This window comes from Mycobacterium sp. 852002-53434_SCH5985345, assembly GCF_001667155.1.
Classification (GTDB): Bacteria; Actinomycetota; Actinomycetes; order Mycobacteriales; family Mycobacteriaceae; genus Mycobacterium.
The window spans coordinates 66017-91018 of sequence record NZ_LZIE01000030.1 but is presented as its reverse complement, the minus strand read 5'-3'; the positions used below and the strand labels follow the sequence as shown (position 1 = coordinate 91018).

Sequence of the window (25002 nt, the reverse complement as noted above, 5' to 3'; positions counted from 1 at the left end):
TAGGTGACCTTCGAGCCCGGATCCATCACCAGCCCGGCCCGCGACGCCAGCATCGTCAACTTCGTCTTCGGCGTGAAGTCCCCCCGGAACTGCCCGTAGACCAGGGCCCCGGCCACCAAGGCGATGATCAACGACGCGATGCCGGCCAGCTTGTACGGCGGCTTCCGTTGGGCGTTGACCTTCACTGGTGATGTCATGGCGGCTACACCGTGAGTGCGAAGTTGGGGTTGACACCATAGAGCGCCAACGCTGCTGCCAGAACGACGACCTGCACCGATACCAGCGAGAAACGCATCGATCGGCCGACGGCCTCCCCTACGCCGACGGGTCCACCGCCGGCGTTGTATCCGTAGAAGCAGTGGGTGATCATCACGACCGCCGTGATGATGATGGCCTCGAGGAATGACCAGAACACGTCGTCGGGACGCAGGAATGTCCGGAAGTAGTGCTCGTAGGTGCCGTTCGACTGACCGTACAGCACCGTCGTGGTGATCTGCGGGGACAGGAACGACATGATCATGGCCAGCGCATAGAGCGGGATGATGACGACCAGACCGGCCATGATCCGGGTGGTCGCCAGGAACGAGATCGACTTGATGCCCATGACTTCCAGGGCGTCGATTTCTTCGCTGATGCGCATGGCGCCCAACTCGGCGGTCGCGCCCGCGCCGACGGTGGCCGCCATCGCGATGCCGGTGACGACCGGGGCGGCGATGCGCACGTTGATCAGTGCGGCGAAGAAGCCGGTGAATGCCTCGACCCCGATGTTGCCCAGCGAGGCGAAGCCCTGAATCGCGACCAGGGAGCTACCGGAGAGGGTCACGAAGCCGACGATCGCGACGGTGCCGCCGATGACGGCCATGGCGCCGGTGCCCATGCCGATCTGGGCGATCAGCCGCAACGTTTCCTTGCGGTAGTTGCGCAGTGCGTGCGGGATGTGCGCGATGGCCTCCGCACCGAACCAGGCCATCTGGCCGATGTCGTCCAGGCCGCGGGCCGCGGCACCGCCGTAGCGGTTGAGGTTTTCGGCTGCCCGGGGGAAGCGGGCGCGCAATACGGCAGAGGTTGACATCTCAGTGGCCCGTCCCGAATCGCACGCCGATGGTCGTCAGCACCACGTTGACCGCGTACAGGGCGACGACGCAGAGCACGACGGTCTCGTTCACCGCGGTGCCCAGGCCCTTGGAGCCGCCCCGCACGGTCAACCCGCGGTAGCAGCCGACCAGTCCGGCGATGAGGCCGAACATGGCGGCCTTGACGGTCGCGATGACCACCTCGGGCAGGCCGGTGATCGTGGTGAGGGTGGCGAGGTAGGCGCCCCCGGAGACGTTTTGCAGGTAGACACCGAACAGGTAGCCGCCGACCAGGCCGACAGTGATCACCAGGCCGTTGAGCAGAGTGGCGACCAGCGTCGCGGCGATCACGCGGGGAACCACCAGGCGGTGGATGGGGTCGATGCCGAGCACCTCCATCGCGTCGATCTCCTCGCGGATGGTGCGGGCACCGAGGTCCGCGCAGATCGCCGTCGAGCCGGCGCCGGCCACCACCAGCACCGTGGTGAGCGGCCCGAGCTGGGTGACGGCACCGATCGCCGCACCGGCACCGGACAGGTCGGCGGCTCCGAACTGGGCCAGCAGCACGTTGAGCGTGAAGATCAGCAGCACGGTCAGCGGGATCGACACCATGATGGTCGGCAGGAACGCGACTCGCATGATGAACCAGCACTGCAGGACGAACTCGCGCCACTGGAAGGGCCAGCGGAACAGTGCCCGTCCGGTGAGGACGCACATCCGGAAGAACCCCCCGATGAGCGTCAACGGTGTCTGCAGTTGGTCGCGTACGTAGCCGACCAGGTAGGGGCCCTGTCGACTCGTCGACGTTGAAGTCACCGCTGCCCCCTCCAGCCGATACCGCGAGCCTCAGGGCGCCGCGGCGGATCGTGTAACACGATTCGCCCCCTCGCCGCTATGCGGCCGGGGGTGCCCCCACCTTGCCGCGACCCAACGTGTGTGACCATGGGCTCCCTACTGGCAAGTAGTAACGGAGACCACAGGAATGTACCCGATGGCCATGCACGTGTGAACTGCATCTGCACAATTAACCCTTCGTCAACAGCGGGCAAACGTTACAGTTTCCGTCAGCTTTCCTCTCTGGCAGTGAAACCTTCTGTGGTAGAGCGATTTTCGTCGATATTTGCGGTGCCGTAACGGATCCGCAGCTCAGTCTTGAGCACCTTGCCGGCGGGGTTGCGCGGCAGCGCGTCCACAATCTCGAGCGCCTTGGGATGCTTGTACCGCGCGAGCCGCTCGGCCAGGAATTCGGCCAACTCGTCGAGCAGCAGCTGCTCGCCGGCCACCGCCGCAACCGCGATCGGCACCTCGCCCCACTTGTCATGGGAACGCCCGATGACCGCCACTTCGACGATGCTGGGGTGGCTGGCCAGCACGTTCTCCACCTCGGCGCAGTAGATGTTCTCGCCGCCGGAGATGATCATGTCCTTCTTGCGGTCCACCACCCAGACGTAGCCGTCGGCGTCCATCCGGACCAGGTCGCCGGAATGGAACCAACCGCCCGCGAACGCCTCCGCGGTGGCCTCCGGGTTGTTCCAGTAGCCGCTCATCAAAGTCGGTGCGCGATAAACGATTTCACCAACCTCACCGACCGGTACGTCGTTCATGTTTTCGTCGACCACACGTGCGGCCACGGTCGGGATCACCTTGCCGACCGATCCACGTTTGCGGATCGCGTCTTCGCCCAGCAGCATGCAGGTGACCGGCGACATCTCGGTCTGGCCGAAGGCTGCCAGGATCTGGGTTCCGGGGAACGTCGCCGACATCTCGCGCAGCAGCGCGTCGGGGGCGGGCGCCGCCCCCCACGACATCACCCGCAGCCTCAGGTCGCGGGGCCGCGCTCGCTGCTCGGCGCAGACCGCCTGCCACTGGGCGGGCACCAGGAAGAGGCCGGTGACCTTCTCCTCGGCCAACACGTCGAGCAATTGCCCCGGCTCGAAGGCGCCGAGCGGGTAGATCACCGTGGGGGTGCCGAGCAGCATCCCGGTCAGCATGTTGCCGATGCCGGCGATGTGGAAGAACGGGACGCCGACGAAGCCGACGTCGCTGTTGAGGTCGGCGCCGTTGGTGTAGAGGCCCGTCATGGTCTGGCCGGTCAGGTTGGTGTGGGTCAGCACGGCGCCCTTCGGGCGGCCGGTGGTGCCCGAGGTGTACATGATCAACGCCGGCGAATCGTTCGGGATGTCGGGCATGTTCGCGGGCCCGCCGGGCTCGTTGATCAGGTCTTCATAGCCGAGCACGCTGTCGTCGCCCGCGCCACCGGCCACGACGATAGTGTCCAGCAGGGGCTCGACCTCGCGAACCCCGGTGGCGACCGGGGCGAGCACCGATTCGGTGATCATCACGCGGGCTTCGCAATCCTGCACCAGGAACGCGATCTCGGCGGCGGTGAGCCGGAAGTTCAGCGGAACGGCAATCCCGCCGAGCATGTTGACAGCCAGCACCGACTCGACGAATTCGGTCCGATTGAGCATCAACACCATGACCCGATCGCCGAAGCCGACTCCCCGACGGCTCAACGCATCGGCCAGCGCCCCGACGCGGCTCCGCAGTTCGCCCCACGTCACGGTCTTGCCAAGAAACCGCAGCGCCGTCGCGCCCGGCTGCATCAGGGCATGCCGTTCGAGCTGATTCACCCAGTTCTGCCGCCGGGCCAGATACGGCTGCTCGGTTCCCTGCGCCAGATGGCTCGCTAATTGCGCGGTCAACCCCAACCCTTCCCTCACTCCCGCACCGCTTGCGCCAGGTTGATATTTGATAAAACATGGTGTTGTCTGGGTCACATTATGGCCTTAAAGCCCTGCTGACAAGCCCCGACAAAAGTTTCAAACCAACCTCCACGACGCCCCGAAAGCCCTGGCAGCCCCCGTGAACGCACCGATATCCACGCGACTGAGGCGCCGACGGCCACTGCGCCGGGCGCAATTGTCCGACGAGGTCGCGGGCCACCTGCGGGCGGCGATCATGTCCGGGGCCTTGCGGCCGGGAACGTTCATCCGCCTCGATGAGACCGCGGCCGAGCTCGGCGTCAGCGTCACGCCGGTGCGCGAAGCCCTGCTGAAGCTGCGCGGCGAGGGCATGGTGCAGCTCGAGCCGCACCGCGGTCACGTCGTGCTCCCGCTCACGCGCCAGGACGTCGAGGACATCTTCTGGCTGCAGGCCACCATCGCCAAGGAGCTGGCGGCCGCGGCCACCGACCACATCACCGACGCGGAGATCAACGAGCTGGAGCGCATCAATGAGGCGCTCGCCGCGGCCGTCGGCTCCAGCGATGCCGAGACCATCGCGGGCATCGAGTTCGCGTTCCATCGGGTCTTCAATCAGGCGAGCGGGCGGATCAAGCTGGCCTGGTTCCTGCTCAACGCCGCGCGCTACATGCCGGTGCTGATGTATGCCGCCGATCAGCAGTGGGGTGCGGCCGCCGTCGAGAACCACCGCCAGCTGATCGCGGCGCTGCGCCGGCGCGATGCCGCCGCGGTGATCGAACACACCGTGTGGCAATTCACGGACGCGGCCGCCCGGCTGAACGAGATGCGGGACCGCACGGGAATCTTCGACTGACCTGCCTCGCCCGCGCCTAGCCCGCGGCCAACTGCTCGGCGCGCCGCTTGAGGCTTTCGGCAAGGTGGTCCAGCACGTTGTTGAGGAGCTGCTTCACCATCGGCGCCGGGACCGGCATCGAGGTTTCGACGTCGAGGTCCACGGTCAGCAGGCTCGACGCCCCCATCGCCACGACGCTGAACAGCTGTTCCTGTTTGGTGAACAGGTCACCCTGCTGCAGCACGGTCTGGATCTGGTTTTCCCCGGGGTAGTACACGGCCTGGATGAACATGCTCTGCATGCCCTGATAGTCGGTGTCGAGCCGCAGCTGGCTGGGGCGCCCGTCGTCGTATCGCGCGAGCACCCAGAGACCCTTGATCTCCTCGTTCCACTGCGGGTAGGCCTCGAAGTCGGCGACGATCGCCATGATCAAGGCCGCGTCGGCGCTGACCTCGACGGTCTTGCTCATCACGGGCATTGGCGAAGCATAGCCGGGTGGGCGACGCCCTCCGGCAGTGCGGCCGGGCCGGCGGTTTCGCACGAAAGCCCCGGCCCCGCGGGCGATCTCAGGCTTATCGGTCCACGCGCGCCGACGACAGCAACGAGCGGACGGGCTCGGGGATCTCGATCGGCTTGCGACTGGACCTGTCGACGTAGACGTGCACCCAATGGCCGAGCGCGGTGACGGGCTGCGCCTGCTCTGCGTGCGCCGCCCGGAACACGCCGAGCCGGTACGTGACGCTACTGCGGCCCAGCCTGGTCACCGCCAGGCCCACCGCGAGGTCTTCGGGGAAATGCAGTTCCGAGTAGTACCGGCAGCCCGACTCGGCGACGATGCCCAGCGCGGGGGTGGTGAGCGGGTCCAGCCCGGTGCTGGTGTTGATCCAGGCGTTGATGGCGGTGTCGAACAACTGGTAGTACACCGCGTTGTTGAGGTGGCCGAACATGTCGTTGTCGGCCCACCGGGTTCCGACCGGCCACAGCACGGGGAAGTCGTCACTGGTGAGCCCGTCCGGTGCCGGCGGTACCACCGGAGCCGGCGAGGCCGGGGGTTCCGAAGCCATGGTTGTATTCCAGCATGGTTCAGATTCGGGGGGCCGTGCTGGACCGGGTCGGTCTCGCTCGCCCGTACGCCGATTCCCGGCCGATTCGAGTTGTCGATCTGGAGCTGGACCCGCCGGGCAGCGACGAGCTGATGATCCGCATCGAGGCGGCCGGGGTGTGCCACTCCGACCTGTCGGTGGTCGACGGCAACCGGGTGCGGCCGGTGCCGATGCTGCTCGGTCACGAGGCGGCTGGAATCGTCGAGCGGGTTGGTGATGGCGTGTCCGACCTCGCCATCGGTCAGCGGGTGGTGCTGGTGTTCCTGCCGCGGTGCGGTCATTGCGCGGCCTGCGCGACCGAGGGCCTGACCCCCTGCGAGCCGGGCAGCGCGGCCAACGCCGCGGGGACCCTGCTGGACGGCGACATCCGGCTCCACCACGCCGGTCACCGGGTGTATCACCACCTCGGGGTATCCGGATTTGCGACGCATGCGGTGGTCAACCGGGCCAGTGTGGTGCCGGTGCCGCCGGACGTGCCGCCCGAAGTCGCCGCGCTGCTGGGGTGCGCCGTGCTGACGGGTGGGGGCGCCGTGCTCAACGTCGGCAATCCGCAGCCGGGCCAGACAGTCGCCGTTGTAGGCCTGGGCGGTGTCGGCATGGCGGCGGTGCTCACCGCGCTCACCTATGACGGCGTGCGCGTCGTCGCCGTCGACCAATTGCCCGACAAGCTGACCACCGCCCGCGCCCTGGGCGCGCACGAGGCGTACACGCCGCAGCAGGCTGCCGACGCTCGGGTGAAGGCCGCCGTGGTTGTCGAGGCCGTCGGTCATCCCGCCGCACTCGAGACGGCCATCGCGCTGACCGCGCCGGGTGGCCGCACCATCACCGTCGGACTGCCGCCGCCGGATGCACGAATCACCGTGTCCCCGTTAGGGTTTGTGGCCGAGGGCCGGTCGCTGATCGGCAGTTACCTGGGTTCGGCGGTGCCCAGCCGCGACATCCCGCGGTTCGTCGCACTCTGGCAAGCGGGCCGGCTGCCGGTGGAATCACTGGTGTCGTCGTCGATCCGGTTGGATGAGATCAACGAGGCGATGGACAAGCTGGCCGACGGTACCGCCGTGCGGCAGCTCATCAGGTTCGACTAGCCGCTACCTCGGGTGCAGGGGCGCGACGGGTTCCACCGCCGCGTCCGGAAGGCGGTGCTCTTCGATGTATTCCCAACGGATTTCGTAGCCCAGCCCGGGAGCCGACGGTATCTCGACGAACCCGTCCGGGGTGAGCGGATCGCAGGGCGAGTTCAGATACGGCGGCGCGGCGTCGTAGCGAGCGCCTGGCCCGAGCAGGCCGCGCTCGTAGTACTCGCAGACGTCTTCGCTGGTGGCGCCGAGCACCTGCAGGTTGCCGAAGCCGCTCATATGCAGCTCGCACCGCATGCCGACCGCCTCGCACATCCCCGCCAGCTTCATCACGCCGGTAATGCCTCCGCGCAGCACGTCGATGCGGCTGATGTCGGAGGCATGGCGCAGGATCCAATCCGCCCGGGTGTAGATGCCGCCCTCGGCGATCTCGGGAGAGCAGATCGGGATGTCGAGTTCGTCGCCGAGTCGCCGGTAGGCCTCAACCCGGTACTCCGGCATCGGGTGCTCGTACCAGTAGAAACCCAGCCGCTGCAGCTCGCGGCCGACCCGCAGCGCGTCCTCGTGGGTGTGGTAGGTGCCCCAGGGGTCGAACATCAGCACCATCTCGTCGCCCACCGCTGCCCGAACCTCGCGGCACACCCGGATGTCCCAGTCGACGTAGGACGGCCGCGGCAGGGCGAACTGGCCTGTCGCGGGATTCCAGTAGTGGTAGGGGTGAATCTTGTAGGCGCCGTAGCCCTGACGCTTGCAATCGACGGCGTGGGCGGCGTAGTCGTCGGGCGATCCGAGATTGTTGAAACTGCTGGCATAGGCCTTCACCCGGTCCCGCGCCCCGCCGAGCAGTTTGTGCACCGGCAACCCGGTAACCCGGCCGGCCAGATCCCACAGGGCCAGATCGATTACACTGCAGACGTTTTCGGGGAGCTTCGCGGCCCACAGTTGGCGCCAGATCTCCGCCCTGTCGAACGGGTCCTGGCCGGCGAGCAGCGGGCTGAGGAATCGGGTGATCAGCGCCTGATCCCCGGGGAGCAGGCCGTCCTGGTCGCCATGGAAGTGACCGCCGAAGTAGTAGCCCTCGATCCCCTCGTCGGTGAGCACCTTGGTCACGGTCTGCACCACGCGATAGTCGGTCATCAGCTGGCCGAACGAGATTCGATCGACGAACGTCTCGAACGGCACCACCTCGAGGCCGGTGATCTTCATGGCAGCACATTCTGCCGATGGCCCGGGCGCTCAGAGTAGAGCCGAAGGTCCCGCGCCCGTCGCGTCCAGTGCTCCGTCGAATTCGGTCATCGGATCTGCACGCATTGGCCACCGTCGACGACCAGTTCGGAACCGGTGATGAACGACGCCTCGCCGGAGACCAGGAACGCGACGGCGTCGGCGATCTCGCGCGGTTGTCCGATCCGCCCGAAGGCCGACGACGCGGCGAGTCGCAGTTGCGTGGCGTCATCGAGCATCGGGGTGGCGATCGGCCCGGGGAACACGGCATTGACCCGGATGCCGAAGGGCGCGAGTTCGGCGGCGGCGTTCTGGGTCAGGCCGCGAAGCGCCCACTTCGCCGAGCTGTATGCGGCGTGATGCGGGAAGGGGCGGATGGCTCCGGTGCTGCAGATGTTGACGATGGCGGCCTGCTGCGCCGCACGCAGGTGCTCCTGCGTCGCCTGAATGCCTAGGAAAGCGCCGAAACAATTGACCCGCCAGGAATTCTCGAACCCGCCGGCGGTCTCGTCGGCCAACGAGGCACGGTGCAGCACGCCGGCGTTGTTGACCAGCGTGGTCAGCGCCCCGAACCGGCCGATCACGGTGCTCACGGCCGATTCCCACAGCGATTCGGAGGTGACGTCGAGCTCGATCGCGATCACCCCGTCATCGCCCAATTCATCGACCAAGGCGGTCAGCTCGTGGGCGCGCCGATCACAGGCGGCCACCGAATAGCCTTCCACGCGTAGCCGTTTGGCGATCGCCCAACCCTGGCCGCCGGCGGCGCCGGTCACCAGTGCGACGCGTTGATTCATGATGACGTGACCTCGGGGGTGTCGGACAGGCCGTGGCTGGTGACGAACTGGCACCTCCGACGCCGGAAACGCCACCGCCCGTCGCTGCGGTCCAGTTGGTCGTCGTACAGGGCGGGGCGCAGGTGCCGGTCACCCGCCCGGACGAACAGCACCTGCGACCGGGCCGTCGCGGTGTCGTCGTCGATGTGAATCCGGGAGACCCCGGTCAGGTGCAGCCCCCGCGGGGCATCCCGGAACATCCGCCCGATGCCGTCGTGCCCGGCGAAGGTCCGCCCGTAGACCAGGAATTCGGCGTCCGGGGTGAACAGCGCCAGGCACCCGTCGACGTCGCCCGCGTCGAGTGTGAGGGCGTAATCGGCGATCAACTCGCGGATCGCGGTCTGATCGTCGCTCATGGTTCGGTCGCCTCACGCAGGTGCTCGGCGGCTCCCCGGCGCAGCGCGTGTGATTCGGCAGTCAGGGTGATCATCGAAAGCCCCAGCTTCGCCATGGCGCGGCCCGTCGTGCCGTCCCCGGCGTGAATGCCGGTCACCAATCCGGCGCCGGTGGCCGCCCGGTGGATTCGCACGATGGCATCGAGGACGGCCGGATCCTTCGTCGCGCCGACCACGCCCACGCCCAGCGAGAGCGCCAGATCGGCGGGGCCGACGTAGAGCCCGGCGAGCCCGTCGACGGCGCAGATGTCGTCCAGGCCGGCCAGCGCCGCGGCCGTCTCGATCATCGCGAACACGCTGACCCGGGATTCCAGCGCGGCGGTGTCACGGCCAAGGCCGGCGCGCAACGGGCCGAAGCTGCGGATGCCCGCGGGCTGGTAGCGGGTGGCGGCCACCGCCGCGGCGGCCTGGTCCGCCGACTCGATCATCGCGATGACGACGGCGTCGGCGCCGGCGTCCAACACTCGCCCGATCGGTGCCGCGTCGGCGTTGGGCAGCCGCACCAGGGTGCCGATCGGCAGGTGTTCGGTCCGGCGCAGCATCCCGGCGATGTCGGCGTCGTCGAGGTAGCCGTGCTGGGCGTCGAAACCCACGTAGTCGTAACCGGCACCGGCGAATTCCTCCGGGCCGAGCAACGTCGGCCCGGTGATCCAGCCGCCCCATATCGGGCCGCCGCGGTTCAGTGCCCGCTGCAACGCGCTCTGCGAGTTGTCGGTCATTCCGCGATCGCGATCTTGATGCGCTCGGGAACCGGGCGGTCGGCCAACTCGAAGGCGCCCTGGACGTCGTCGATGCCGAACGTGTGGGTCAGGTAGGTGGCGAGGAGCTCGGGGTGTTCGGCGGCGTACTTGCCCGCGAGCTCGAGCATCCGCCGCCGATCCAGTGTCACACCGGATTTCAGCGTCAGGTTGTTGCGCAGCATGGCGCGCATGTTGATGGGATAGGCGTCGTCGTCGGCGACGCCGAAGTAGAAGACGGTGCCGCCGGGCGCGGTCGCGTCGATGGCGTGGCCCAGCGTGGCGACCTGGTGACCGACGGCCTCGATGACGATGTCGGCGCGGTCGCCGGCGGCGAGTTGGCTCACCCACCGGTCACTGGTGGCGCGCACCGGGTCGTCGACGCCGAATGCGGTTGCCACGCTTGACCGGTCGACGGGATCGACCCCGGTGACGCGCCGGGCGCCGGCCGCCTTGGCCACATAGGAGAACAGCAGGCCGATGGAGCCCTGGCCGATGATCGCCACATGCCTGCCGGCGAGATCCGGCAGCTGCTCGCAGGCGTAGAGGACGCACGCCAGCGGTTGCAGGCCGACCGCCTGCGCCGGGGTCAGCGCCGGGTCGTACGGCGCCAGGCCGTCGCCGTTGCTGACCACGCGTTCCATCATGCCGTCGAACCCGGATGCCCAGCCGACCACGAGGTCGCCGGGACGGTGCTCGGGGTGCCGGCTGGCGATCACCTCGCCGGCGACTTCGTGGATCGGGAAGCCGTCCTTTTCGGCCGCGCTGGTCCCGTCGTCGCCCGGAATGCGCCCGCGGGCACCGCGAAAGGCGGGCAGATCGCTGCCGCACACGCCGGCGGCCGTGAACCGCAGCAGGACCTCGGCGTCGGCGAGGCACTCGGGCGTCTTCTCTGGGATCGTTGTCCGCTCGAACAGGTAGGGGGCGACGATCCGGTAGGACCACACGTCATACCTCCACCGGGATGTTGTTCCATCCCCATTGAAAGCTGGAGGGCAGCCGCTTGGCGGCCTCGGCCTGGATCGCGTAGTCGGGCACCCGGCGCAGCCATTCCCCCAGCAGCACATCGACTTCCAGCCTGGCCAGGTGGTAGCCGATGCAGAAATGTTGACCGCGGCCGAAGGCCAGGGACCGGCGGATGGGCCTGTCCCAGACGAATTCGTCGGGTTCGGGGTATTCCCGCTCGTCGCGGTTGGCCGAGGCGAGCAGGGTGATGACGCGCTGTCCGGGCCGGATGGTCTCGCCGTGAATGGTGAAGGGCTTCCGCGCGGTTCGGGCGAACCATTGCGCCGGCGCACAGAACCGGATCATCTCCTCCCGCGTGATCGGCACGTTGTTGCCGGGGTCGGCGCGCACCGCGGCGAGCTGGTCGGGTCGCTGGCTGAGCTCCCATAGTCCGTGGGCGACGATCTTGGGTACCGTCTCGGTGCCTCCGATGAAGATGCAGAGCATCTGGGTCGCGACTTCCAGGTCGTCGAGCGGGCTGCCGTCGGGCAGGCGGTAGCCGAGCAGGCCGTCCACGACCGCAAGCGGCCCCCCGGACCGGTCGGCGCGGCGGCGCTGAACCACCGGTAGCAGGTATTGGAAATAGTTGGGCCGCGCTTCGGCGGTGTCCACCCCGACGCCGGGCTCGGCCAGACTGCCGGCGTTGACCGCGGCGAGCACCTCGGGCGCGAGATCGGTTGAAATGCCCAGCAATTCGCATACGACGGATGCCACGACGATGCCGCCGTAGTCCTGGGTCAGGTCGAACGAACCGCGGGGCAGCAACTCATCGAGGCGTTGGTTGGCCAGCTCGCGGATTCTGGCCTCCCAGCCGGTGACCGCCCTGGGGCGCAGCGGCTGGGAATGCGCGCGCCGGATCTCCGCGTACAGATCCGTGTCGAACACCGCGTGGAACGGCAGGGGGTGCAGGGGCGGGTCGTCGACCGGGCCGGTGTTGTGCTTGGCCAGGACGGCCGCCGCCGGCAGCGTCCCTTCCGACGCGACGAACGTGCCGTCGTTGACCTCCAGCACCTGCCAGATGTCCTCGAAGCGGGACAGCGCGTAGGTGTCCCACTGCGGCATGTAGTAGACGGGATGGTGGTCACGCAGGATTCGGTAGTAGGGCAGCGGATTCGCCATCACCTGAGCGTCGAAGGGGTCGTAGGCGAAGTACACGGCCTCTTGCTGCCGCATCACTGCAGCGGCGAGGGCGGTAGGGCCTGCAGGATCGAATCCTCCCAGCCGTCGCGCAGGGCGGGCGCCACGCTCATCCAGGTGACGATCTCGGCGGGCGGGCTCTCCTTCCACGACGGGTAATGGTTGGCGAAGCATTCCCAGCCGCCGTCCAGCGCCCAGTAGTGGATGACCTCGTTGTAGCGGAAGGTCGTGGTGAACGAGCCCAGCCAGCGCTTGCCGGTGCGTTCCGACCATGGGACGTAGAGCCGCTCCAGTTCGCGGATGTAGTCGTCTTGACGCCCCGGCTTGGTTTGCATGATCTCCTGGATCACCAGCGGCGCAGCGAAATTGGCTTCCCGCAGCTGGGCAAGAGTCCTGTTGCTGGGGCCGGGGTACATGATTCGGCCCTCCCCCGTGGCGCCGATGTCGGCCAGAAAGGCGGACCATTTGCCGGCCGCGGCCTCGTGACTGCCGCCGCGAGCCTGGGCGGCCCCGATCCGCGCATAGTCGGCGAACCCGTCGATCTCCCAGATGACCGTCACCTGCGGCCAGTGGCCGTTGTAGGGCGTGGTCTCCCAGATCGCGAACAGCCGAGCGCCGATCTCTTCCATCATGGGCCGGTAGGTGTCGGAGAACACCTCGGTGAAGCGGTCGCTTCGTCCGGAGCCGAGCGAAATGGTTTCGTGCAAGTAGAGCAGCGTGTGGCGGTAGTACTTCTTCATCGGTCGAGCCGGATCAGCCCCGAGTCGTCGCGCCCACAGGTCGCCAAATCGCAGAACAGTGTTTCCGTGGAATACACTGCGGGGCAGGCACTTCCGGCTGCCGCCAGCGCGTGGCCCTTGAACCTTCGCGCGGCCGCACTGAGCGAGTACTGCGCCCTGGCCACCTCGCGGTCCACGCGCAGGGGCCACCCGGAAGGCGCCTGGCCCCACAACGCGACTTCGGTCAACCGGTCGTCGAGCGACGCGAGCACCTTGTCGCGCACGCGCGCATCCGCGGTGAACGCCTCGGCGCTCACCGCCAGGCTCTCGCTCGTCGAGCCGGGGCCCGTCGCGGTGAGCCACTCCTCGAGATCGCGCGCCTGCAGGCCGAGGATCCGCAGCGAGCGGGCGTCGCCGTCATTCGGCAGCAGCACCGTCACCTGCCAGCCGGCCATCGCCCGGTCGTAGAGCCAACCTCCGGCCGATTCGACGACGTCCAGGGCGCTCACCGCAATGACGTCGAGCCGATAGCGCAGACATTCCCGGTCGGCACGGCTCGCCCGGGCGGCGCGGACCCGACTGCCTTCCCTGATGTCGAACGTTGACGTGACCATTCAATCCGTTCCTCACCGCCGCACGTGCATCGGCGTTACCGCAACGCTTGTTCTGGGCTGGGGCCGCCTGAGGCGACTTACCGGACAGCGTGACACTTGAGGACATATTTGTAAAGGTGCGACCGGTGGTCACAAGCCGCGGCGCGCCTTGAGTTCGGCGAGCACTTCCTCGGTGTGCTGCCCGAGTTCCGGTGCCGCAGAACGCGGTGCCCAAGGTGTGCCGTGGAAATCGGCGGGTGTGGCCACCATCGGGACGCTGGATTCGCCGTCGGGCACGTCAACAATGCCGCCCGCGGCGTGAAACTGCTCGTCGGCGACTACGTCTTCGAGGCTGTTCACCGGTGACCAGAAGAAATCGGGTTCGGCCGCGAAGGCCTGCGCCCACTCCTCGAGGGTGCGGGTGGCAAAGATGGCGTCCAGCTCGCCGATCAGCTCCGCCGAGTTGACGAAGCGGGCGTATGCGTCGCCGAACCGCGGATCGGTCAACCACTCCGGGTGGCCGACGGCACGACACAGCGGGGGCCAGTGCCGGTCGCCTTCGAGTCCGACGATCCAGAATCGCCGCCCATCGGCGGTGGCGTAGTTGTTCATGCAGGGATTGCCCATCGATTCGCGCTGCCCGATTGCGATCGGTTGGCCGGTGAGCAGGTAGGTGTTGAGATCGAAGCTCACGGTGTAGGCACCCTGCCGATACAGCGATGTGCTCACCAGTTGACCGGTCCCGGTGCGGGCGCGGGCAACCAGCGCCGCACAGATGGCCGCCGCCAGCGTCATGCCGGCCGAATGATCGCCCATCCCACCGCGCTGGAACGGTGGCGTATCGCCGGGCCGGGTGAGCAGATGCGCCACTCCGGCGCGCGACCAGAAGGCGGCCACGTCGTAGGCGGCCCGGTCCGCGTCGGGTCCGGTCTCGCCGTATCCGGTGATCAGCCCGTACACCAGGCCCGGATTGCGGGCGGACACCGATTCGAAGTCGAGCCCCAGCCGTTGCAGCGCGCCGGGCCGCACATTGGTCACGAAAACGTCGGCGCCGGAGAGCAATTCGAACGCGGAGTCGCGGCCCGCCTCCTCCGTGAGGTCGAGCACGACGCTGCGCTTGGAGCGGTTGTCCATCTGGAAGGGAGGGTTGACCCCGAGGTCGCAGCCCAGCATCTTGCCGAACATGCGCCCCGGGTCGCCGCTCGGCGGTTCGATCTTGACGACGTCGGCGCCCCAGTCGGCCAGGACGCCGCCGGTGGCCGGTCCGGCCACCCAGACCCCGAGCTCGACGACCTTGACGCCCTCCATCGGTCCCGCCATGGGTTGGTCCCTGCCTTCCGTCAACCGGATGGTACGCAGGGGCACCGGCCCCTGAGCTGCGGGCCGATGATTTCGCGCGCCCCGGTGCATCGGAATACATGCGGGCCGCGACGGCTCGCCGCGGCAGACCCTCGGGCGTGGGCCTGCCGGGTAACTCCGAACGAGAAGGGAGATGGTCGTCGTGGCGACAATCTCGGGAAAGGCGATTCTGATCACCGGTGGCAATCGCGGCATCGGGCACGCGCTGACCGTGGAAGCGTTGAACAGAGGCGCGGGACGGGTGTGGGTGGGTACGCGAAAGGCCTTGGCGGACAACGGCGATTCGCGCCTGACGCCGTTGACCCTGGACATAACCGACAAGGCTGACCTCGAGGCGGCGGTCGGGCGGGTCGACTCTCTCGATATCGTCATCAACAATGCCGGGCTTGCTCTTTACGATGACTTGAGCGACCCCTCCGCGCTTCAGCGGCATCTTGCGGTCAACCTTTTCGGCACCTACGCCGTCATCCAGACCTTCCTGCCCTTGTTGGTCCGTTCCGGAGGATCGATTGTCAACAATCTGTCGGTGAACGCGTTGGCCCCCTTACCACTCATCCCGGCCTACTCCGTTTCCAAGGCTGCCGCGTTCTCCATGACGCAGTCGCTTCGTGCCATATTGGCCGGGCAGGGGGTTCGAGTGCATGCCGTGCTGACCGGGCCGGTGGATACCGAGATGACCCGCGGCCTCGACATACCGAAGGCCTCGCCGCAATCGGTGGCGCGCGCCATCTTCGACGGAGTGGAGAACGACGATGACGAAATCTTCCCCGATCCGCTGTCAAGGTCGCTGGCCGAGCGCTGGGACAGCGGCGCTGCCAAGGTGCTCGAACGCGAGTACGCGGCGCTGCTCGATGCGGACCACTGAGCCCCGCATGATCCCGATGGGCAAAGGTCTAGCCTCACTGCATGAGCCTGGTAGCCGGACGTGGTCCGCTCAGCAGTGATCCGGCCGGGCGTTTCTCGCCCCCGCTGCCCGCCGAGGTCGTCTTCATCGAGCCTCATCCGCGCCGTGTGCAAGCCATCCAGGATGGGCGTGTGGTGCTCGACACCGAAGGGGCGCTGCTGGTGCACCGGCGGGGGCAGCCGCTGAGCTATGTCTTCCGGGCCGACGAGGTGGGTGACCTGCCAGGCGAACCCGAGCCGGAGGCGCCGGGCTTCGTGCACGTGCCCTGGGACGCCGTCGACACCTGGCTGGAAGAGGGCCGCGAGCTCGTGCACTACCCGCCCAATCCGTACCACCGCGTCGACTGCCGCCCCACCAAGCGTCGCTTGCGCGTCTCGGTCGCCGGCACGGTGCTGGTGGACACCGACGACACCGTGATCGTGTTCGAAACATCCTTGGCTCCACGGCTTTACGTCGATCCGGCGCACGTGCGCACCGACCTGTTGCGCCGCTCGAAGACGTTGAGCTACTGCAATTACAAGGGTTTCGCGACGTATTGGTCTGCGGGTGATGTCGACGACATCGCTTGGAGCTACGCCGACCCGCCGCCGGAAAGCCTGCCCATCAAGGGATTCCTGAGCTTCGACCTCGCCCGCGTGGATGTCGTGGCCGAGCTGCCGCTCGCGGGCGGCTAACTGGCCAGCCCGACGATCGCCAGCATGAACAGCACCCCGCCGATGGTGCACGCCAAGGTCACCGGGGTGCGATGTCCGGCATGCGCCCTCGGCAGGATGTCGGCGCTGGCCAGGTACATCAGGAAGCCGGCGAAGAATCCGAGATACAGCTCGAGCAGGCGATGGGGGATCGTCACGGCCAGTGTGAGCGCCGCGCCCGCCACCGGTGCGATCGCGTCAGCGGCCAGCAGCGCCAATGCCCGTCGACGGTCGTTTCCATAGAGCGATGTGACGGTGTAGGTGTTGAAGCCGTCCGCGAAATCGTGGCCGATTACCGCCACCGCCACGACGACGCCCGCCGCGGCCCCGGCTTGAAAGGCGGCCCCGATGGCGAATCCGTCCATGACGCTGTGGCCGATCAGCCCCGACGCGGCAAGGATCCCGACGCCGGGCGCGTCCGGATCACCGGCATCCTCCGATCCGTGACCGCGATGGATGCCGACGGTGTGTTCGACGACGTGCAGCACCAGAAAGCCGAGAACGAAGGCCGCCAAGGGAGCAGGTATGCCGAACAGGCTCCATGGCGTCTGGCTCATCGCTTCCGGCAGCAGGTCGAAGCCCACCGCGCCGAGCATCAGCCCGGCCGCCAACCCGAGCACCAGATAGCGGTAGGAACCGATACGCAGCGCGGCATAACCGCCCAGCAATGTGGTGACGAACGAGCCGAGGGCCACGAGAATAACCACTGCGGGCCCACCTCTCTGCGACCGATGCTCGGTGAAAAGGTAGCGCCCTCGGAGGGTTGGCCCACCCGAACGTCCGAAGCTATCCGCCGTAGCTCGGGCGTCCCAGCTTTAGCTCGTGCTGGGCGATCATGTTGCGGAACACTTCCAGGGTGCCGCCGTAGATCCCCAGTGGCAGGGCCAGCCGGTAAAGGTGTTCCGCCGCACCGTCGGTGGCGGAGCTGGGAGTTTCGGTGGGCAACGCCGAAGCGGTCCCCAGGATGTCCATCAGGTCGGGGGTGATGTCGCGCATGGTCTGCGCGATCGCTACCCGCCCGAGCATCCCGGGCGTGGAAAGTGCCGCCTCCATCCGGGCCACGTCACGCCCGAGCCGGTATTTGACCGAGTCGTCGTCCAGCTGCGTCCGCCCGTCGGGACCCGGTCGACCGACGGCGGCGGCGACGGCGTCGATGACCTCGGCCATCAGGTCGCCGTGCGCCGACATCGCCGCAATGTATTGCAGGCCATGATCTTCGCGATCCACCAGGCCGTGCTCTGAGTCCAGCGCCGCGCGCATCACCGTCCAGCCATCGTTCACTTCACCGATGCGGTAGATGTCGTCGACGCGGACGTCGCTGTAGTAGACGATGTTGGTGCGGTCACCGTCCAGGGTCCGAATCCCCTGGATCTCGACGCCCGGCGAGTCGAGCGGTACCAGGAACATCGTCAGGTTGCGGTGTTTCCGGCCTTGGGGGTCGGTGTTGGTGAGCAGAAAGACATACCTGGCGTTCTGCGCGTTCGACGTGAACATCTTGGAGCCGTTGATGATCCAGCTAGACCCGTCACCATCGCGGACCGCGCGCGTCTTGCAGGTGGCGACGTCGGAGCCACCCTCGGGCTCGGTGTAGCCCAGACACAGCCGAATCTCGCCGGCCAACACACCGGGCAGCACCCGGTCGGCGAGCTCCGGCGCCCCGAATTGCCGCACCAGCCGAGCGACGACGGACGTGGTGCCCCAGTGGTACCACGGCGTGTGCCCGCGGGCGATCTCGAGTTGAAAGATGCGCCGACGAACCGGGCTGAATCCACCTTCGGACTCCAACTTCCAATCCGATGCGAGGTAGCCAGCTTCGCCCAACGCCAGATGCACTTGCTCGTCGAAGTTTTCGCCGAATTCCAGCTGCCGGTGGAGCACTTCGTCCGTGACGTGCTTCGCGATGAAGGCGCGGGTCTCGTCGCGGAAGGCCCGGTCCTCGGGCGAGAGTTCGACGCGGGAGAAGTCCATCAGGCCGCGTCGATCACGAGGGTGCGGAACCGATCGAGTGTCTCGAGTGCGTGCGCCATGCTGTCGCCGGGGAGATGGACGCTCACCCACGTCACGCCCAGTTTCGCCAGCTTCTCCAGGCCGTCGAGGTAGGCATCGGCGTTGAATTCGTCGTCGGCGGGGCTGCCGCCCTCGAAGTTGGTGAAGGTGATGTCGATCGCCGACCAGTCCCTGCCGGCGGCATCGCACCGGCGGCGCAGGTCGTCGATGCCGTCGGTGAGGCGCGCCAGCGAGTCGATGACCGCCGTGCCGGCGGTCTGGGCCAGTTGGGGTGGCGCGGGGAATGGGCACCAGCCGTCACCGTATTGCGCCACCCGTTGGCGGGCCGACGACGTGTTGCCACCGATCCAGATAGGCGGGTGCGGGTCACTCAGCGGCCGGGGGTGCGCGGTGATCCCGCGCGCACTGAAATGCCTTCCCTCGAAAACGATGTCGTCGCCGGTCCAGACCGCCCGGATCACCTGCAGCGCTTCCTCGAAGAGCTCGGCCCGCTCGTCGTAGCTGACCCCCAGCGCGGCGAACTCTCGCTTGAGGTATCCCACGCCCACCGCCAGGGTGAACCGGCCGCCGGAGAGCAGGTCCAGCGTGGCACCAGACTTGGCCACCACGAACGGGTTTCGATACGGCAGCACCACGATGTTGGGAATCAGCCGCAGTGTGGTCGTCGTGGCAGCCGCGAAGCCCAGTGCGACAAAGGGATCCAACGCGTCATGCCCACCGGCCTCCAACCATCGCTGCGACGGCGCCGGATGATCCGTGAAGCCGAACCCGTGAATTCCGGCCGCTTCGGTGGCCGCGGCCACCTTCCCGATGCCATCTCCGCTCACCAACTCCCGGTTGTACGGGTGGCTGTGCATCGGGTGGGTGATGGTGAAGTGCATGCCAGCGACCGGCCGTTAGAACCGTGCGCGGGAGTCGATGGCCGTGTCGGTGGTGCGCAACGGGCGGATCAGCGCCTCCTGCGCGAAGGAGCACAGCAGCTCCCCCTCCTCGGAATGCACGGTGCCGCGCACGTACGACATGCCTGCGCCGACTTGGGTGCTTTCGTGGGTGTACAGCAGCCACCCGTTCCAGCGCACCGGCTCGTGGAACGCGACGGAGATGCTCATCGGTGCGGTGGACACGGTCAGGTGCGCCTGCGCGGTGCCGATGCCGGGATGCGCGCGCATGGTGGTGGAAATCCCCAGGTGGCCGGTGAAGTACGCCAGCAACGCCTTGGCCAGGTCGTCCCGGGTGGGGATGGGTTCGTAGTGCAGCCAGGCGTAGAGCTCCGGCGGCCCGACCTCGTCGGGGCTGTTCACGTCGACGACGTCGACCAGGCGCAGTTCCCGGCCGACCATCGGCATCGGCGAGTGGTGGGCATCCGCGGGCCCGGCCACGTCGGGCCGCGGCAGGTGGTGGCGAATGACGTCGTCGGTCGGCACGTCGGCCAGCACGGTGATGCTCAGGCAGCGTCGCCCGTTTTGGTGCACCGCGACCACCGCGGTGGCGGTGGACCGGCCCTCGGCGACGACGTCGAGGACAAGCTCGATCGGCGGTCCAACGGTCACGGCGCGGGAGAACACCGCGTGTGCCGAGCGCACCGACTTGTCCGGAAATCGCTTGGCCACCGCGACGATCGCCTGGGCGAGCACCTGGGTGCCTTCCACCACTTGACGTTCGTCGCCGGCGGCTCCAACATCACCGCCGGTGTCACCGGTGAACCGGTCCTGGCCGTCGGCCTGCACGTCGAACAGGTCCAGCAGGCCCTGCACCGTCCACTCGGTCTGCTCAGATTCGGTAGTCAAATCCGCTCCCCATCTCGTTGGCAGCTCATCGCACAGCGTGACACTCTGGCCAAGATTTGTAAAGCTGGCTAACCGCTTTCACCCGGTCCGCGGGGGCCGCCTACGACGTCGTCACCAATCCGGAGAATTGGAGGCCGTCGCGCGGGAAGTCGCCCGGCAGCGAGATTGACACCGGTGCCCGCGGTGCATGACACTTTGGCGGTGTTTTGTAAAGCGGAGGATGCCGTCGAAGGCTGCAGCGGATGATTCCGGAGCCGCTGGCCAACGGCTTCTGCTTCGGCGAAGGACCGCGCTGGTTCGAGGGACTGCTGTGGTTCTCCGACATGCTGGGCGAGGCGGTCCACACCTCGACCATGGCTGGCTCGCTTACCACGTTGCCGCTGCCCGGGCACTGCCCGTCAGGCCTGGGTTTTCGCCCCGACGGATCGCTCCTGATCGTCTCGGTCGAAGACCGCAAGGTGTTGCGCTACGACGGTGAAAGCGTCGACACCATCGCCGATCTCGCCGAACTGACACCGACCAACCTCGGCGACATGGTCATCGACGGCGCGGGCCGCGCGTACATCGGATGCCAGGCCTTTAACGGCGGCGCCATCATCCGGCTCGATCCGGACGACAGCGCCGTCGTCGTCGCCGAAGACCTCGACTTTCCAAACGGAATGGTGATCACGCCGGACGGGCAGAGACTGATCGTCGCCGAGTCGGTCGGCCGGCGGCTGACCTCGTTCACTATCGGCGCCGACGGCGGGCTGGCCGGCCGCTGCGTTTTCGCCGAGGGCCTGGACGGGCCGCCCGACGGCATCGCGCTCGACGCCGACGGCGCGGTGTGGGCCTCGATGACGCTGGCCCACCAATTCGAGCGGATCATCGAGGGTGGCGCCGTGACCGACCGCATCGACATGGGTGAGCGCGTCGCGATCGCCTGCGCGCTCGGCGGCCCCGAACGCCGGACGTTGTTTTTGTTGTCCAGCACGGAGGCGTATCCGCAGCGCCTGGTCGGCACCCGACTGTCCCGGCTGGACGCCGTCACGGTGACCACGCCCGGCGCCGGCCTGCCCTGACGAGAGGTGACGATGACCGACTCCTACTACGAGCTCATCGACGGCGCGGATACGTGGGGCGAAAAGTTCCGCGCCACCGACCTGGCGCGCGGCACCTGGTCGTCCGCGATACAGCACGGCGGGCCAGTGTCGGCCCTGCTGGTGCGGGCGCTGGAGCGGTGCGAACAACGCGACGACACCCGACTGTCCCGCGTCGTCATCGACTTGCTGGGCGGGGTGCCGGCCGAGGGCGACCTGTGGGTCAGCTCGCGGGTTCAGCGCGGCGGGAAGCAGATCGAACTCGTCAGCGCGGAGATGCTGGCACCCGGTCCCGACGGCGAACCCCGGCCGGTGGCGCGCGCCAGCGGATGGCGGTTGCAAACCCTGGACACCCGGGCGGTAGCCCACGCCGCCGCGCCGATGCCCGGGCCGCGCAGCGAGGCCCGCAACCGCAACCTCAAGGCGCGGGACTGGGACCGCAACTACGTGCACAGCCTCGACTGGCTGTGGCTGACGGAGCCGCTCAGCGAGGGCCCGGGCGAATCGTGGATCCACCCGACGGTGGACCTGGTCACCGGCGAGACGATGACGCCGCTGGAGCGCCTCTTCGCGGTGGCCGACTCCGCCAACGGCATCGGCAGCAAGCTGGACATCACCCGGTGGACGTTCCTCAACACCGACCTGGCCGTGCACGTGTTCCGGGTCCCCGACGGTGAGTGGATCGGCATTCGCGCCGAGACCAGCTACGGCCCGGACGGCATCGGGACCACGATCGGCACGCTGTTCGACGAGCGCGGCGCGGTCGGCGCCATCCAGCAATCGGTACTGGTGCGCCCGCGCCCGGGCAAGTCCGACCGGGAAGCGAAATCACCGTGAACAACTTCGTAGAGTTGCAGATATGAGCAGTCCGGCCCAGACCGCAGAGCCTGACACCTCGACGCGTCAGCGCATCCTCGACGCCACCGCCGAGGTGCTCGGCCGCAACGGCAAAACCAAGCTCAGCCTGTCCGACGTCGCCGCCCAGGCCGGGGTTTCCCGCCCGACGCTCTACCGCTGGTTCGCGTCCAAAGAGGAACTGCTGTCGGCCTTTTCGACCTACGAGCGCCAGATCTTCGAGAGCGGCCTGGTTCGGGCCACGGCCGGCCTGAAGGGGGTCGACAAGCTCGACGCCGTGTTGCGGTTCATCGTCGAGTACCAGCACTCGTACTCCGGGGTGCGCATGGTCGATGTCGAGCCCGAGCACACCATCGCCCAGTTCTCCGGGGTCATCCCGCAGATGCGCGAGGGCTTGCAGCGCCACCTGCCCGGTCCCAACGCCGCGGTGAAGGCGGCAACCGTCATCCGGATCGCGATCTCGCACTACATCGTCCCCAGCGACGACGCCGACCAGTTCCTGGCGCAGCTGCGGCACGCGGTCGGGATCAAGAGCAGCTCCTGATCAGTCGAGCTGCACCTCGACCTTGACGCGGCCCTTCTCATCGCGGCTGGCGACGGCGTGGCCGGTGTGGTCGGCGCCGTCGAAGTTGAGCAGCGTGATCGGACCGCCTTCGCCGAGAAAGTTTCGCCACCATGTCTTGCTATCGGGCGACATGACGTTGATGACGATGCCGTCGCCGGAGCGGCGGTACCCGACCGGGGTCTGGATCGTCTTACCCGAACGCCTGCCGACGTAGCGAATCTTGATCAGCCCGCGTCGTACCAGTGGTCCGACGACGGGCGCGTCGATCATGCCATTGAACAAATTGTTGACGATTTCGACGATGGGCGTGCCGAAGATCCCGGATGCCATGAAGCCCAGCGTATCTCAGACGGCGCAAGAACGATCAGTCGAACAGCACCGCCGCGTTGAGGTAGCCAGTCGGGTCCAGCGCGGCTTTGATCGTTCGCATCGCCGCGATGTCCGCCGCTTCGCGTGACATGCCGAGGTAGTGGCGCTTGCGCGTGCCGACACCGTGCTCGGAGCTGACGTTGCCGCCGGATCGCGCGATGAGTTCCATCATCGGCCCGTACAGCGCGTTCTCCCGCTCGGCCGGGCAGCGCAGCACGTTGAGATGCAGGTTGCCCTCGCCGATGTGGCCGAACAGCACGGGCAGCGCCTCCGGCGCGTGGACCCCGACCAGATCGACTGCCTCCCTAGCGAATTCGTCGATCGACGACAGTGGCAAGGAGACGTCGAACTTCAGCGGCGGACCGTATACGCCGAGCACCTCAACGAGCGATTCGCGCACCTGCCACAACCGCTGCTGCGCAGCGACATCCACCCCGACCGCGGGCTCGGAGGACATCCGCGCGCCGTCGAGCAGGTCGGCGAGCCGCTCGGTCTGGTCGTGGTCGGCGGCCAACTCCACCAGCAGTAGCCAGTCGCCGTCGACCGGTGCGCCCACCCCGAGGTGCTCGCCGGTCAGCGCGGCGGCCCGGCCGTCGATCAGTTCCAGCGCGGCGATGCCGTCGGTGTCCCGGAACGTCCGGCCGGCTTCGACCAGCGCCGCCAGGTCGTCGAACCCGCAGATCACGGTCACCCGCCGCGCCGGGGTGGGGTGCAGGCGCAGCTCCAGCGAAGTGATCACACCGAGGGTGCCCTCGGCACCGACGAACAGCGCCGACAGGTCGTAGCCGGTGTTGTCCCGGCGCACGCGGCTGTGGCGGCGCAGCAGCGAGCCGTCGGGCAGCGCCACCTCCAAGCCGACAACCTGTTCGCCCATGTTGCCGTAGCGGACCGTGCGCAGTCCGCCGGCGTTCGTCGAGGCCATCCCCCCGACGGTCGCCGTATCCCGGGCGGCCAGGTCGACGCCGAACAGCAGGCCCGCGGCCCCCGCGGCCCGTTGCACCGCCGCCAGCGTCGCGCCCGCGGCCGCCCGGAGGCGGCGCTCGACGGTGTCGACATGGTCGATCGCATGCAACCGCTCGGTGGACAGCAGCACGTCGTCGTGCTCGGGAACGGTGCCGGCCACCAGCGAGGTGCGGCCGCCCTGCACCGTCACGTGCGCCCCGGCGTCCCGGCACACCCGCAGCACCTCGGCGACCTGTTCGGCCGATCCCGGGCGCACCAGCGCACTGGCCCGGCCCCGATAGCGGCCGGTGTGGTCGACGCTGCGGCCCGCGAGCACGTCGGGATCGGTGACCACGTGGGTCGATCCCACCACCTCGGCCAGGCTACGTAGCATGCTCGCGGTTATAGCACCTCACGCCGCTGCCCGAAAACAGCCCTCGAAATGACCGTTTTCAATCCCGACAGTCTGCATGAACGAGTGGGCGACCACAGGCCCGACCATTCGAAAACCCTTATCTCGCAATGCTCTTGACAGCTGGCGTGACTCCGGACTGACCATTCGACCATCGCCGAAGGTTCGGAGCCGATGGTGCCTGCGGGGTTGATGTTGCCACGCCAGTTGCGACAACGAGTGTTTCGATAACAGGCGGGCATTGTGCAGCGTGGCTTCGATCTTGCGTCGATTGCGAATGATCGATGTGTCCGTCATCAACCCCTCGACGTCTTCGGGCGTCATTTCTCCGACCGCCGCGGGGTTGAATCCGAGGAACGCCTCGCGCAGGTTGTCCCGCTTGTCGAAAACGGTCGTCCACGACAGGCCGTTTTCAAAATAGGTCAGCACCAGCGCTTCGAAGAGCAAGGCCTCGTCGCGTGTCGCTGTCCCCCACTCGTGATCGTGATACGCGGTCAGATCGCGACCCGTTTGGGTGGCCCACCGGCAGCGGGTGACGCCGTCGGGGCCGGATATCACGCTGGCAAGGTGGGTCGGAACGCCGATGCCAGCCATCG

The 25002-nt window shown here is 67.7% G+C and carries 28 protein-coding genes and 1 pseudogene; 7 read left to right on the top strand and 22 right to left on the bottom strand.

Translation table 11 applies throughout. The annotated features are described in order from the left end of the window. From A5756_RS06985 to fadD5, 4 genes and pseudogenes are all read right to left on the bottom strand, one after another. Positions 1-197: pseudogene (locus A5756_RS06985) on the bottom strand (MCE-family protein MCE1A); the annotation flags it as partial. A 5-nt stretch (positions 198-202) separates the two neighbouring features. Then, positions 203-1072, bottom strand: coding sequence for an ABC transporter permease (locus tag A5756_RS06980; RefSeq protein ID WP_066949491.1), 870 nt, complete (start codon positions 1070-1072; stop codon positions 203-205). 1 nt (position 1073) lies between these two features. Then, positions 1074-1889 (bottom strand): ABC transporter permease, encoded by an 816-nt coding sequence (locus A5756_RS06975; protein WP_066949488.1) that lies wholly within the window; start codon positions 1887-1889, stop codon positions 1074-1076. 248 nt (positions 1890-2137) lie between these two features. After that, positions 2138-3778 (bottom strand): fatty-acid--CoA ligase FadD5, encoded by a 1641-nt coding sequence (fadD5, locus tag A5756_RS06970; protein WP_066949527.1) that lies wholly within the window; start codon positions 3776-3778, stop codon positions 2138-2140. 160 nt (positions 3779-3938) lie between these two features. Here fadD5 and A5756_RS06965 point away from each other — a divergent pair, with 160 nt between their 5' ends. Further along, positions 3939-4631 (top strand): GntR family transcriptional regulator, encoded by a 693-nt coding sequence (locus A5756_RS06965; RefSeq protein ID WP_082948261.1) that lies wholly within the window; start codon positions 3939-3941, stop codon positions 4629-4631. A gap of 16 nt (positions 4632-4647) precedes the next feature. On the opposite strand, the gene A5756_RS06960 is transcribed toward A5756_RS06965, so the two are convergent. Further along, entirely contained in the window at positions 4648-5088 is a 441-nt protein-coding gene (locus A5756_RS06960) for an SRPBCC family protein (protein ID WP_066949484.1), read from the bottom strand. Positions 5089-5182: 94 nt separating this feature from the next. Beyond that, positions 5183-5674, bottom strand: a complete 492-nt coding sequence (locus tag A5756_RS06955; RefSeq protein WP_066949481.1) for a thioesterase family protein — start codon at positions 5672-5674, stop codon at positions 5183-5185. 14 nt (positions 5675-5688) lie between these two features. Here A5756_RS06955 and A5756_RS06950 point away from each other — a divergent pair, with 14 nt between their 5' ends. Next, positions 5689-6798 carry an alcohol dehydrogenase catalytic domain-containing protein gene (locus A5756_RS06950; RefSeq protein WP_066949521.1) on the top strand — a complete coding sequence of 370 codons (1110 nt, stop codon included), beginning with the start codon at positions 5689-5691 and terminating at the stop codon, positions 6796-6798. 3 nt (positions 6799-6801) lie between these two features. Here A5756_RS06950 and A5756_RS06945 read toward each other — a convergent pair whose 3' ends face one another. The 9 genes from A5756_RS06945 to A5756_RS06905 all read right to left on the bottom strand — a co-directional run bounded on the left by A5756_RS06945 (position 6802) and on the right by A5756_RS06905 (position 14755). Next, entirely contained in the window at positions 6802-7995 is a 1194-nt protein-coding gene (locus tag A5756_RS06945) for an enolase C-terminal domain-like protein (RefSeq protein ID WP_066949478.1), read from the bottom strand. An 86-nt stretch (positions 7996-8081) separates the two neighbouring features. Continuing rightward, the gene (locus tag A5756_RS06940) at positions 8082-8810 is read right to left on the bottom strand and encodes an SDR family NAD(P)-dependent oxidoreductase (protein ID WP_066949475.1); all 729 of its coding nucleotides are present in this window, start codon (positions 8808-8810) and stop codon (positions 8082-8084) included. Continuing rightward, positions 8807-9205 carry a nuclear transport factor 2 family protein gene (locus tag A5756_RS06935; protein WP_066949471.1) on the bottom strand — a complete coding sequence of 133 codons (399 nt, stop codon included), beginning with the start codon at positions 9203-9205 and terminating at the stop codon, positions 8807-8809. The genes A5756_RS06940 and A5756_RS06935 overlap by 4 nt, the downstream gene beginning before the upstream one ends. Next, positions 9202-9963 (bottom strand): HpcH/HpaI aldolase/citrate lyase family protein, encoded by a 762-nt coding sequence (locus A5756_RS06930; RefSeq protein WP_066949468.1) that lies wholly within the window; start codon positions 9961-9963, stop codon positions 9202-9204. The genes A5756_RS06935 and A5756_RS06930 overlap by 4 nt, the downstream gene beginning before the upstream one ends. Continuing rightward, positions 9960-10928: a zinc-binding dehydrogenase gene (locus A5756_RS06925; protein ID WP_066949465.1), complete on the bottom strand. Its 969-nt coding sequence runs from the start codon at positions 10926-10928 to the stop codon at positions 9960-9962. Before A5756_RS06925 ends, A5756_RS06930 begins: the two co-directional genes overlap by 4 nt. Position 10929: 1 nt before the next feature. Next, entirely contained in the window at positions 10930-12141 is a 1212-nt protein-coding gene (locus A5756_RS06920; protein ID WP_197505746.1) for a cytochrome P450, read from the bottom strand. Between the two features lie 17 nt (positions 12142-12158). Further along, entirely contained in the window at positions 12159-12863 is a 705-nt protein-coding gene (locus A5756_RS06915) for an NIPSNAP family protein (RefSeq protein ID WP_066949459.1), read from the bottom strand. Beyond that, positions 12860-13456 carry a hypothetical protein gene (locus tag A5756_RS06910; RefSeq protein ID WP_066949456.1) on the bottom strand — a complete coding sequence of 199 codons (597 nt, stop codon included), beginning with the start codon at positions 13454-13456 and terminating at the stop codon, positions 12860-12862. The genes A5756_RS06915 and A5756_RS06910 overlap by 4 nt, the downstream gene beginning before the upstream one ends. 129 nt (positions 13457-13585) lie before the next feature. Continuing rightward, on the bottom strand, positions 13586-14755 hold the full coding sequence (locus A5756_RS06905; protein WP_066949454.1) for a CaiB/BaiF CoA-transferase family protein: 1170 nt from the start codon (positions 14753-14755) through the stop codon (positions 13586-13588). A 172-nt stretch (positions 14756-14927) separates the two neighbouring features. Between A5756_RS06905 and A5756_RS06900 the strand changes: the two genes are divergently transcribed. Beyond that, positions 14928-15659 carry an SDR family NAD(P)-dependent oxidoreductase gene (locus A5756_RS06900; RefSeq protein WP_066949451.1) on the top strand — a complete coding sequence of 244 codons (732 nt, stop codon included), beginning with the start codon at positions 14928-14930 and terminating at the stop codon, positions 15657-15659. 41 nt (positions 15660-15700) lie between these two features. Next, positions 15701-16372 carry a DUF427 domain-containing protein gene (locus tag A5756_RS06895; RefSeq protein ID WP_066949448.1) on the top strand — a complete coding sequence of 224 codons (672 nt, stop codon included), beginning with the start codon at positions 15701-15703 and terminating at the stop codon, positions 16370-16372. On the opposite strand, the gene A5756_RS06890 is transcribed toward A5756_RS06895, so the two are convergent. The 4 genes from A5756_RS06890 to A5756_RS06875 all read right to left on the bottom strand — a co-directional run bounded on the left by A5756_RS06890 (position 16369) and on the right by A5756_RS06875 (position 20184). Continuing rightward, the gene (locus A5756_RS06890) at positions 16369-17097 is read right to left on the bottom strand and encodes a ZIP family metal transporter (RefSeq protein ID WP_066949445.1); all 729 of its coding nucleotides are present in this window, start codon (positions 17095-17097) and stop codon (positions 16369-16371) included. The genes A5756_RS06895 and A5756_RS06890 overlap by 4 nt on opposite strands. Positions 17098-17176: 79 nt before the next feature. Continuing rightward, positions 17177-18358, bottom strand: a complete 1182-nt coding sequence (locus A5756_RS06885) for an acyl-CoA dehydrogenase family protein (protein ID WP_066949442.1) — start codon at positions 18356-18358, stop codon at positions 17177-17179. After that, positions 18358-19278, bottom strand: a complete 921-nt coding sequence (locus tag A5756_RS06880) for an LLM class F420-dependent oxidoreductase (protein ID WP_066949439.1) — start codon at positions 19276-19278, stop codon at positions 18358-18360. The genes A5756_RS06885 and A5756_RS06880 overlap by 1 nt, the downstream gene beginning before the upstream one ends. A 15-nt stretch (positions 19279-19293) precedes the next feature. Further along, positions 19294-20184, bottom strand: coding sequence for an acyl-CoA thioesterase II (locus A5756_RS06875; RefSeq protein ID WP_197505385.1), 891 nt, complete (start codon positions 20182-20184; stop codon positions 19294-19296). Positions 20185-20426: 242 nt separating this feature from the next. On the opposite strand from A5756_RS06875, the gene A5756_RS06870 reads away from it, so the two are divergent. The 3 genes from A5756_RS06870 to A5756_RS06860 are packed head-to-tail and all read left to right on the top strand — an operon-like array spanning position 20427 to position 22662. Continuing rightward, positions 20427-21245, top strand: a complete 819-nt coding sequence (locus tag A5756_RS06870; RefSeq protein ID WP_066949433.1) for an SMP-30/gluconolactonase/LRE family protein — start codon at positions 20427-20429, stop codon at positions 21243-21245. Positions 21246-21257: 12 nt separating this feature from the next. Further along, positions 21258-22100, top strand: coding sequence for a thioesterase family protein (locus A5756_RS06865; RefSeq protein WP_066949430.1), 843 nt, complete (start codon positions 21258-21260; stop codon positions 22098-22100). 22 nt (positions 22101-22122) lie between these two features. Further along, positions 22123-22662, top strand: a complete 540-nt coding sequence (locus tag A5756_RS06860; protein WP_066949427.1) for a TetR/AcrR family transcriptional regulator — start codon at positions 22123-22125, stop codon at positions 22660-22662. Here A5756_RS06860 and A5756_RS06855 read toward each other — a convergent pair whose 3' ends face one another. Genes A5756_RS06855 through A5756_RS06845 form a run of 3 tightly spaced genes read right to left on the bottom strand, consistent with a single transcriptional unit; the run spans position 22663 to position 25000 of the window. Beyond that, entirely contained in the window at positions 22663-23013 is a 351-nt protein-coding gene (locus tag A5756_RS06855; RefSeq protein ID WP_066949424.1) for a hypothetical protein, read from the bottom strand. 34 nt (positions 23014-23047) lie between these two features. Next, complete coding sequence (locus A5756_RS06850; RefSeq protein WP_066949421.1) at positions 23048-24388, bottom strand: FAD-binding oxidoreductase; 1341 nt, start codon at positions 24386-24388, stop codon at positions 23048-23050. Positions 24389-24406: 18 nt separating this feature from the next. After that, positions 24407-25000, bottom strand: a complete 594-nt coding sequence (locus A5756_RS06845; protein WP_066949518.1) for a DNA-3-methyladenine glycosylase I — start codon at positions 24998-25000, stop codon at positions 24407-24409. Positions 25001-25002: the final 2 nt, after the last annotated feature.

What these genes read in the sequence shown, in the direction of transcription:
- A5756_RS06960 (WP_066949484.1), bottom strand. Translation starts at nt 5,088, where the DNA reads ATGCCCGTGATGAGCAAGACCGTCGAGGTCAGCGCCGACGCGGCCTTG.
- A5756_RS06940 (WP_066949475.1), bottom strand. Translation starts at nt 8,810, where the DNA reads ATGAATCAACGCGTCGCACTGGTGACCGGCGCCGCCGGCGGCCAGGGT.
- A5756_RS06870 (WP_066949433.1), top strand. Translation starts at nt 20,427, where the DNA reads ATGATTCCGGAGCCGCTGGCCAACGGCTTCTGCTTCGGCGAAGGACCG.
- A5756_RS06880 (WP_066949439.1), bottom strand. Translation starts at nt 19,278, where the DNA reads ATGCACTTCACCATCACCCACCCGATGCACAGCCACCCGTACAACCGG.
- A5756_RS06955 (WP_066949481.1), bottom strand. Translation starts at nt 5,674, where the DNA reads ATGGCTTCGGAACCCCCGGCCTCGCCGGCTCCGGTGGTACCGCCGGCA.
- A5756_RS06915 (WP_066949459.1), bottom strand. Translation starts at nt 12,863, where the DNA reads ATGAAGAAGTACTACCGCCACACGCTGCTCTACTTGCACGAAACCATT.
- A5756_RS06865 (WP_066949430.1), top strand. Translation starts at nt 21,258, where the DNA reads ATGACCGACTCCTACTACGAGCTCATCGACGGCGCGGATACGTGGGGC.
- A5756_RS06950 (WP_066949521.1), top strand. Translation starts at nt 5,689, where the DNA reads ATGGTTCAGATTCGGGGGGCCGTGCTGGACCGGGTCGGTCTCGCTCGC.
- A5756_RS06930 (WP_066949468.1), bottom strand. Translation starts at nt 9,963, where the DNA reads ATGACCGACAACTCGCAGAGCGCGTTGCAGCGGGCACTGAACCGCGGC.
- A5756_RS06980 (WP_066949491.1), bottom strand. Translation starts at nt 1,072, where the DNA reads ATGTCAACCTCTGCCGTATTGCGCGCCCGCTTCCCCCGGGCAGCCGAA.
- A5756_RS06895 (WP_066949448.1), top strand. Translation starts at nt 15,701, where the DNA reads ATGAGCCTGGTAGCCGGACGTGGTCCGCTCAGCAGTGATCCGGCCGGG.
- A5756_RS06945 (WP_066949478.1), bottom strand. Translation starts at nt 7,995, where the DNA reads ATGAAGATCACCGGCCTCGAGGTGGTGCCGTTCGAGACGTTCGTCGAT.
- A5756_RS06860 (WP_066949427.1), top strand. Translation starts at nt 22,123, where the DNA reads ATGAGCAGTCCGGCCCAGACCGCAGAGCCTGACACCTCGACGCGTCAG.
- A5756_RS06845 (WP_066949518.1), bottom strand. Translation starts at nt 25,000, where the DNA reads ATGGCTGGCATCGGCGTTCCGACCCACCTTGCCAGCGTGATATCCGGC.
- A5756_RS06910 (WP_066949456.1), bottom strand. Translation starts at nt 13,456, where the DNA reads ATGGTCACGTCAACGTTCGACATCAGGGAAGGCAGTCGGGTCCGCGCC.
- A5756_RS06885 (WP_066949442.1), bottom strand. Translation starts at nt 18,358, where the DNA reads ATGGACTTCTCCCGCGTCGAACTCTCGCCCGAGGACCGGGCCTTCCGC.
- A5756_RS06900 (WP_066949451.1), top strand. Translation starts at nt 14,928, where the DNA reads ATGGTCGTCGTGGCGACAATCTCGGGAAAGGCGATTCTGATCACCGGT.
- A5756_RS06850 (WP_066949421.1), bottom strand. Translation starts at nt 24,388, where the DNA reads ATGCTACGTAGCCTGGCCGAGGTGGTGGGATCGACCCACGTGGTCACC.
- A5756_RS06905 (WP_066949454.1), bottom strand. Translation starts at nt 14,755, where the DNA reads ATGGCGGGACCGATGGAGGGCGTCAAGGTCGTCGAGCTCGGGGTCTGG.
- A5756_RS06935 (WP_066949471.1), bottom strand. Translation starts at nt 9,205, where the DNA reads ATGAGCGACGATCAGACCGCGATCCGCGAGTTGATCGCCGATTACGCC.
- A5756_RS06855 (WP_066949424.1), bottom strand. Translation starts at nt 23,013, where the DNA reads ATGGCATCCGGGATCTTCGGCACGCCCATCGTCGAAATCGTCAACAAT.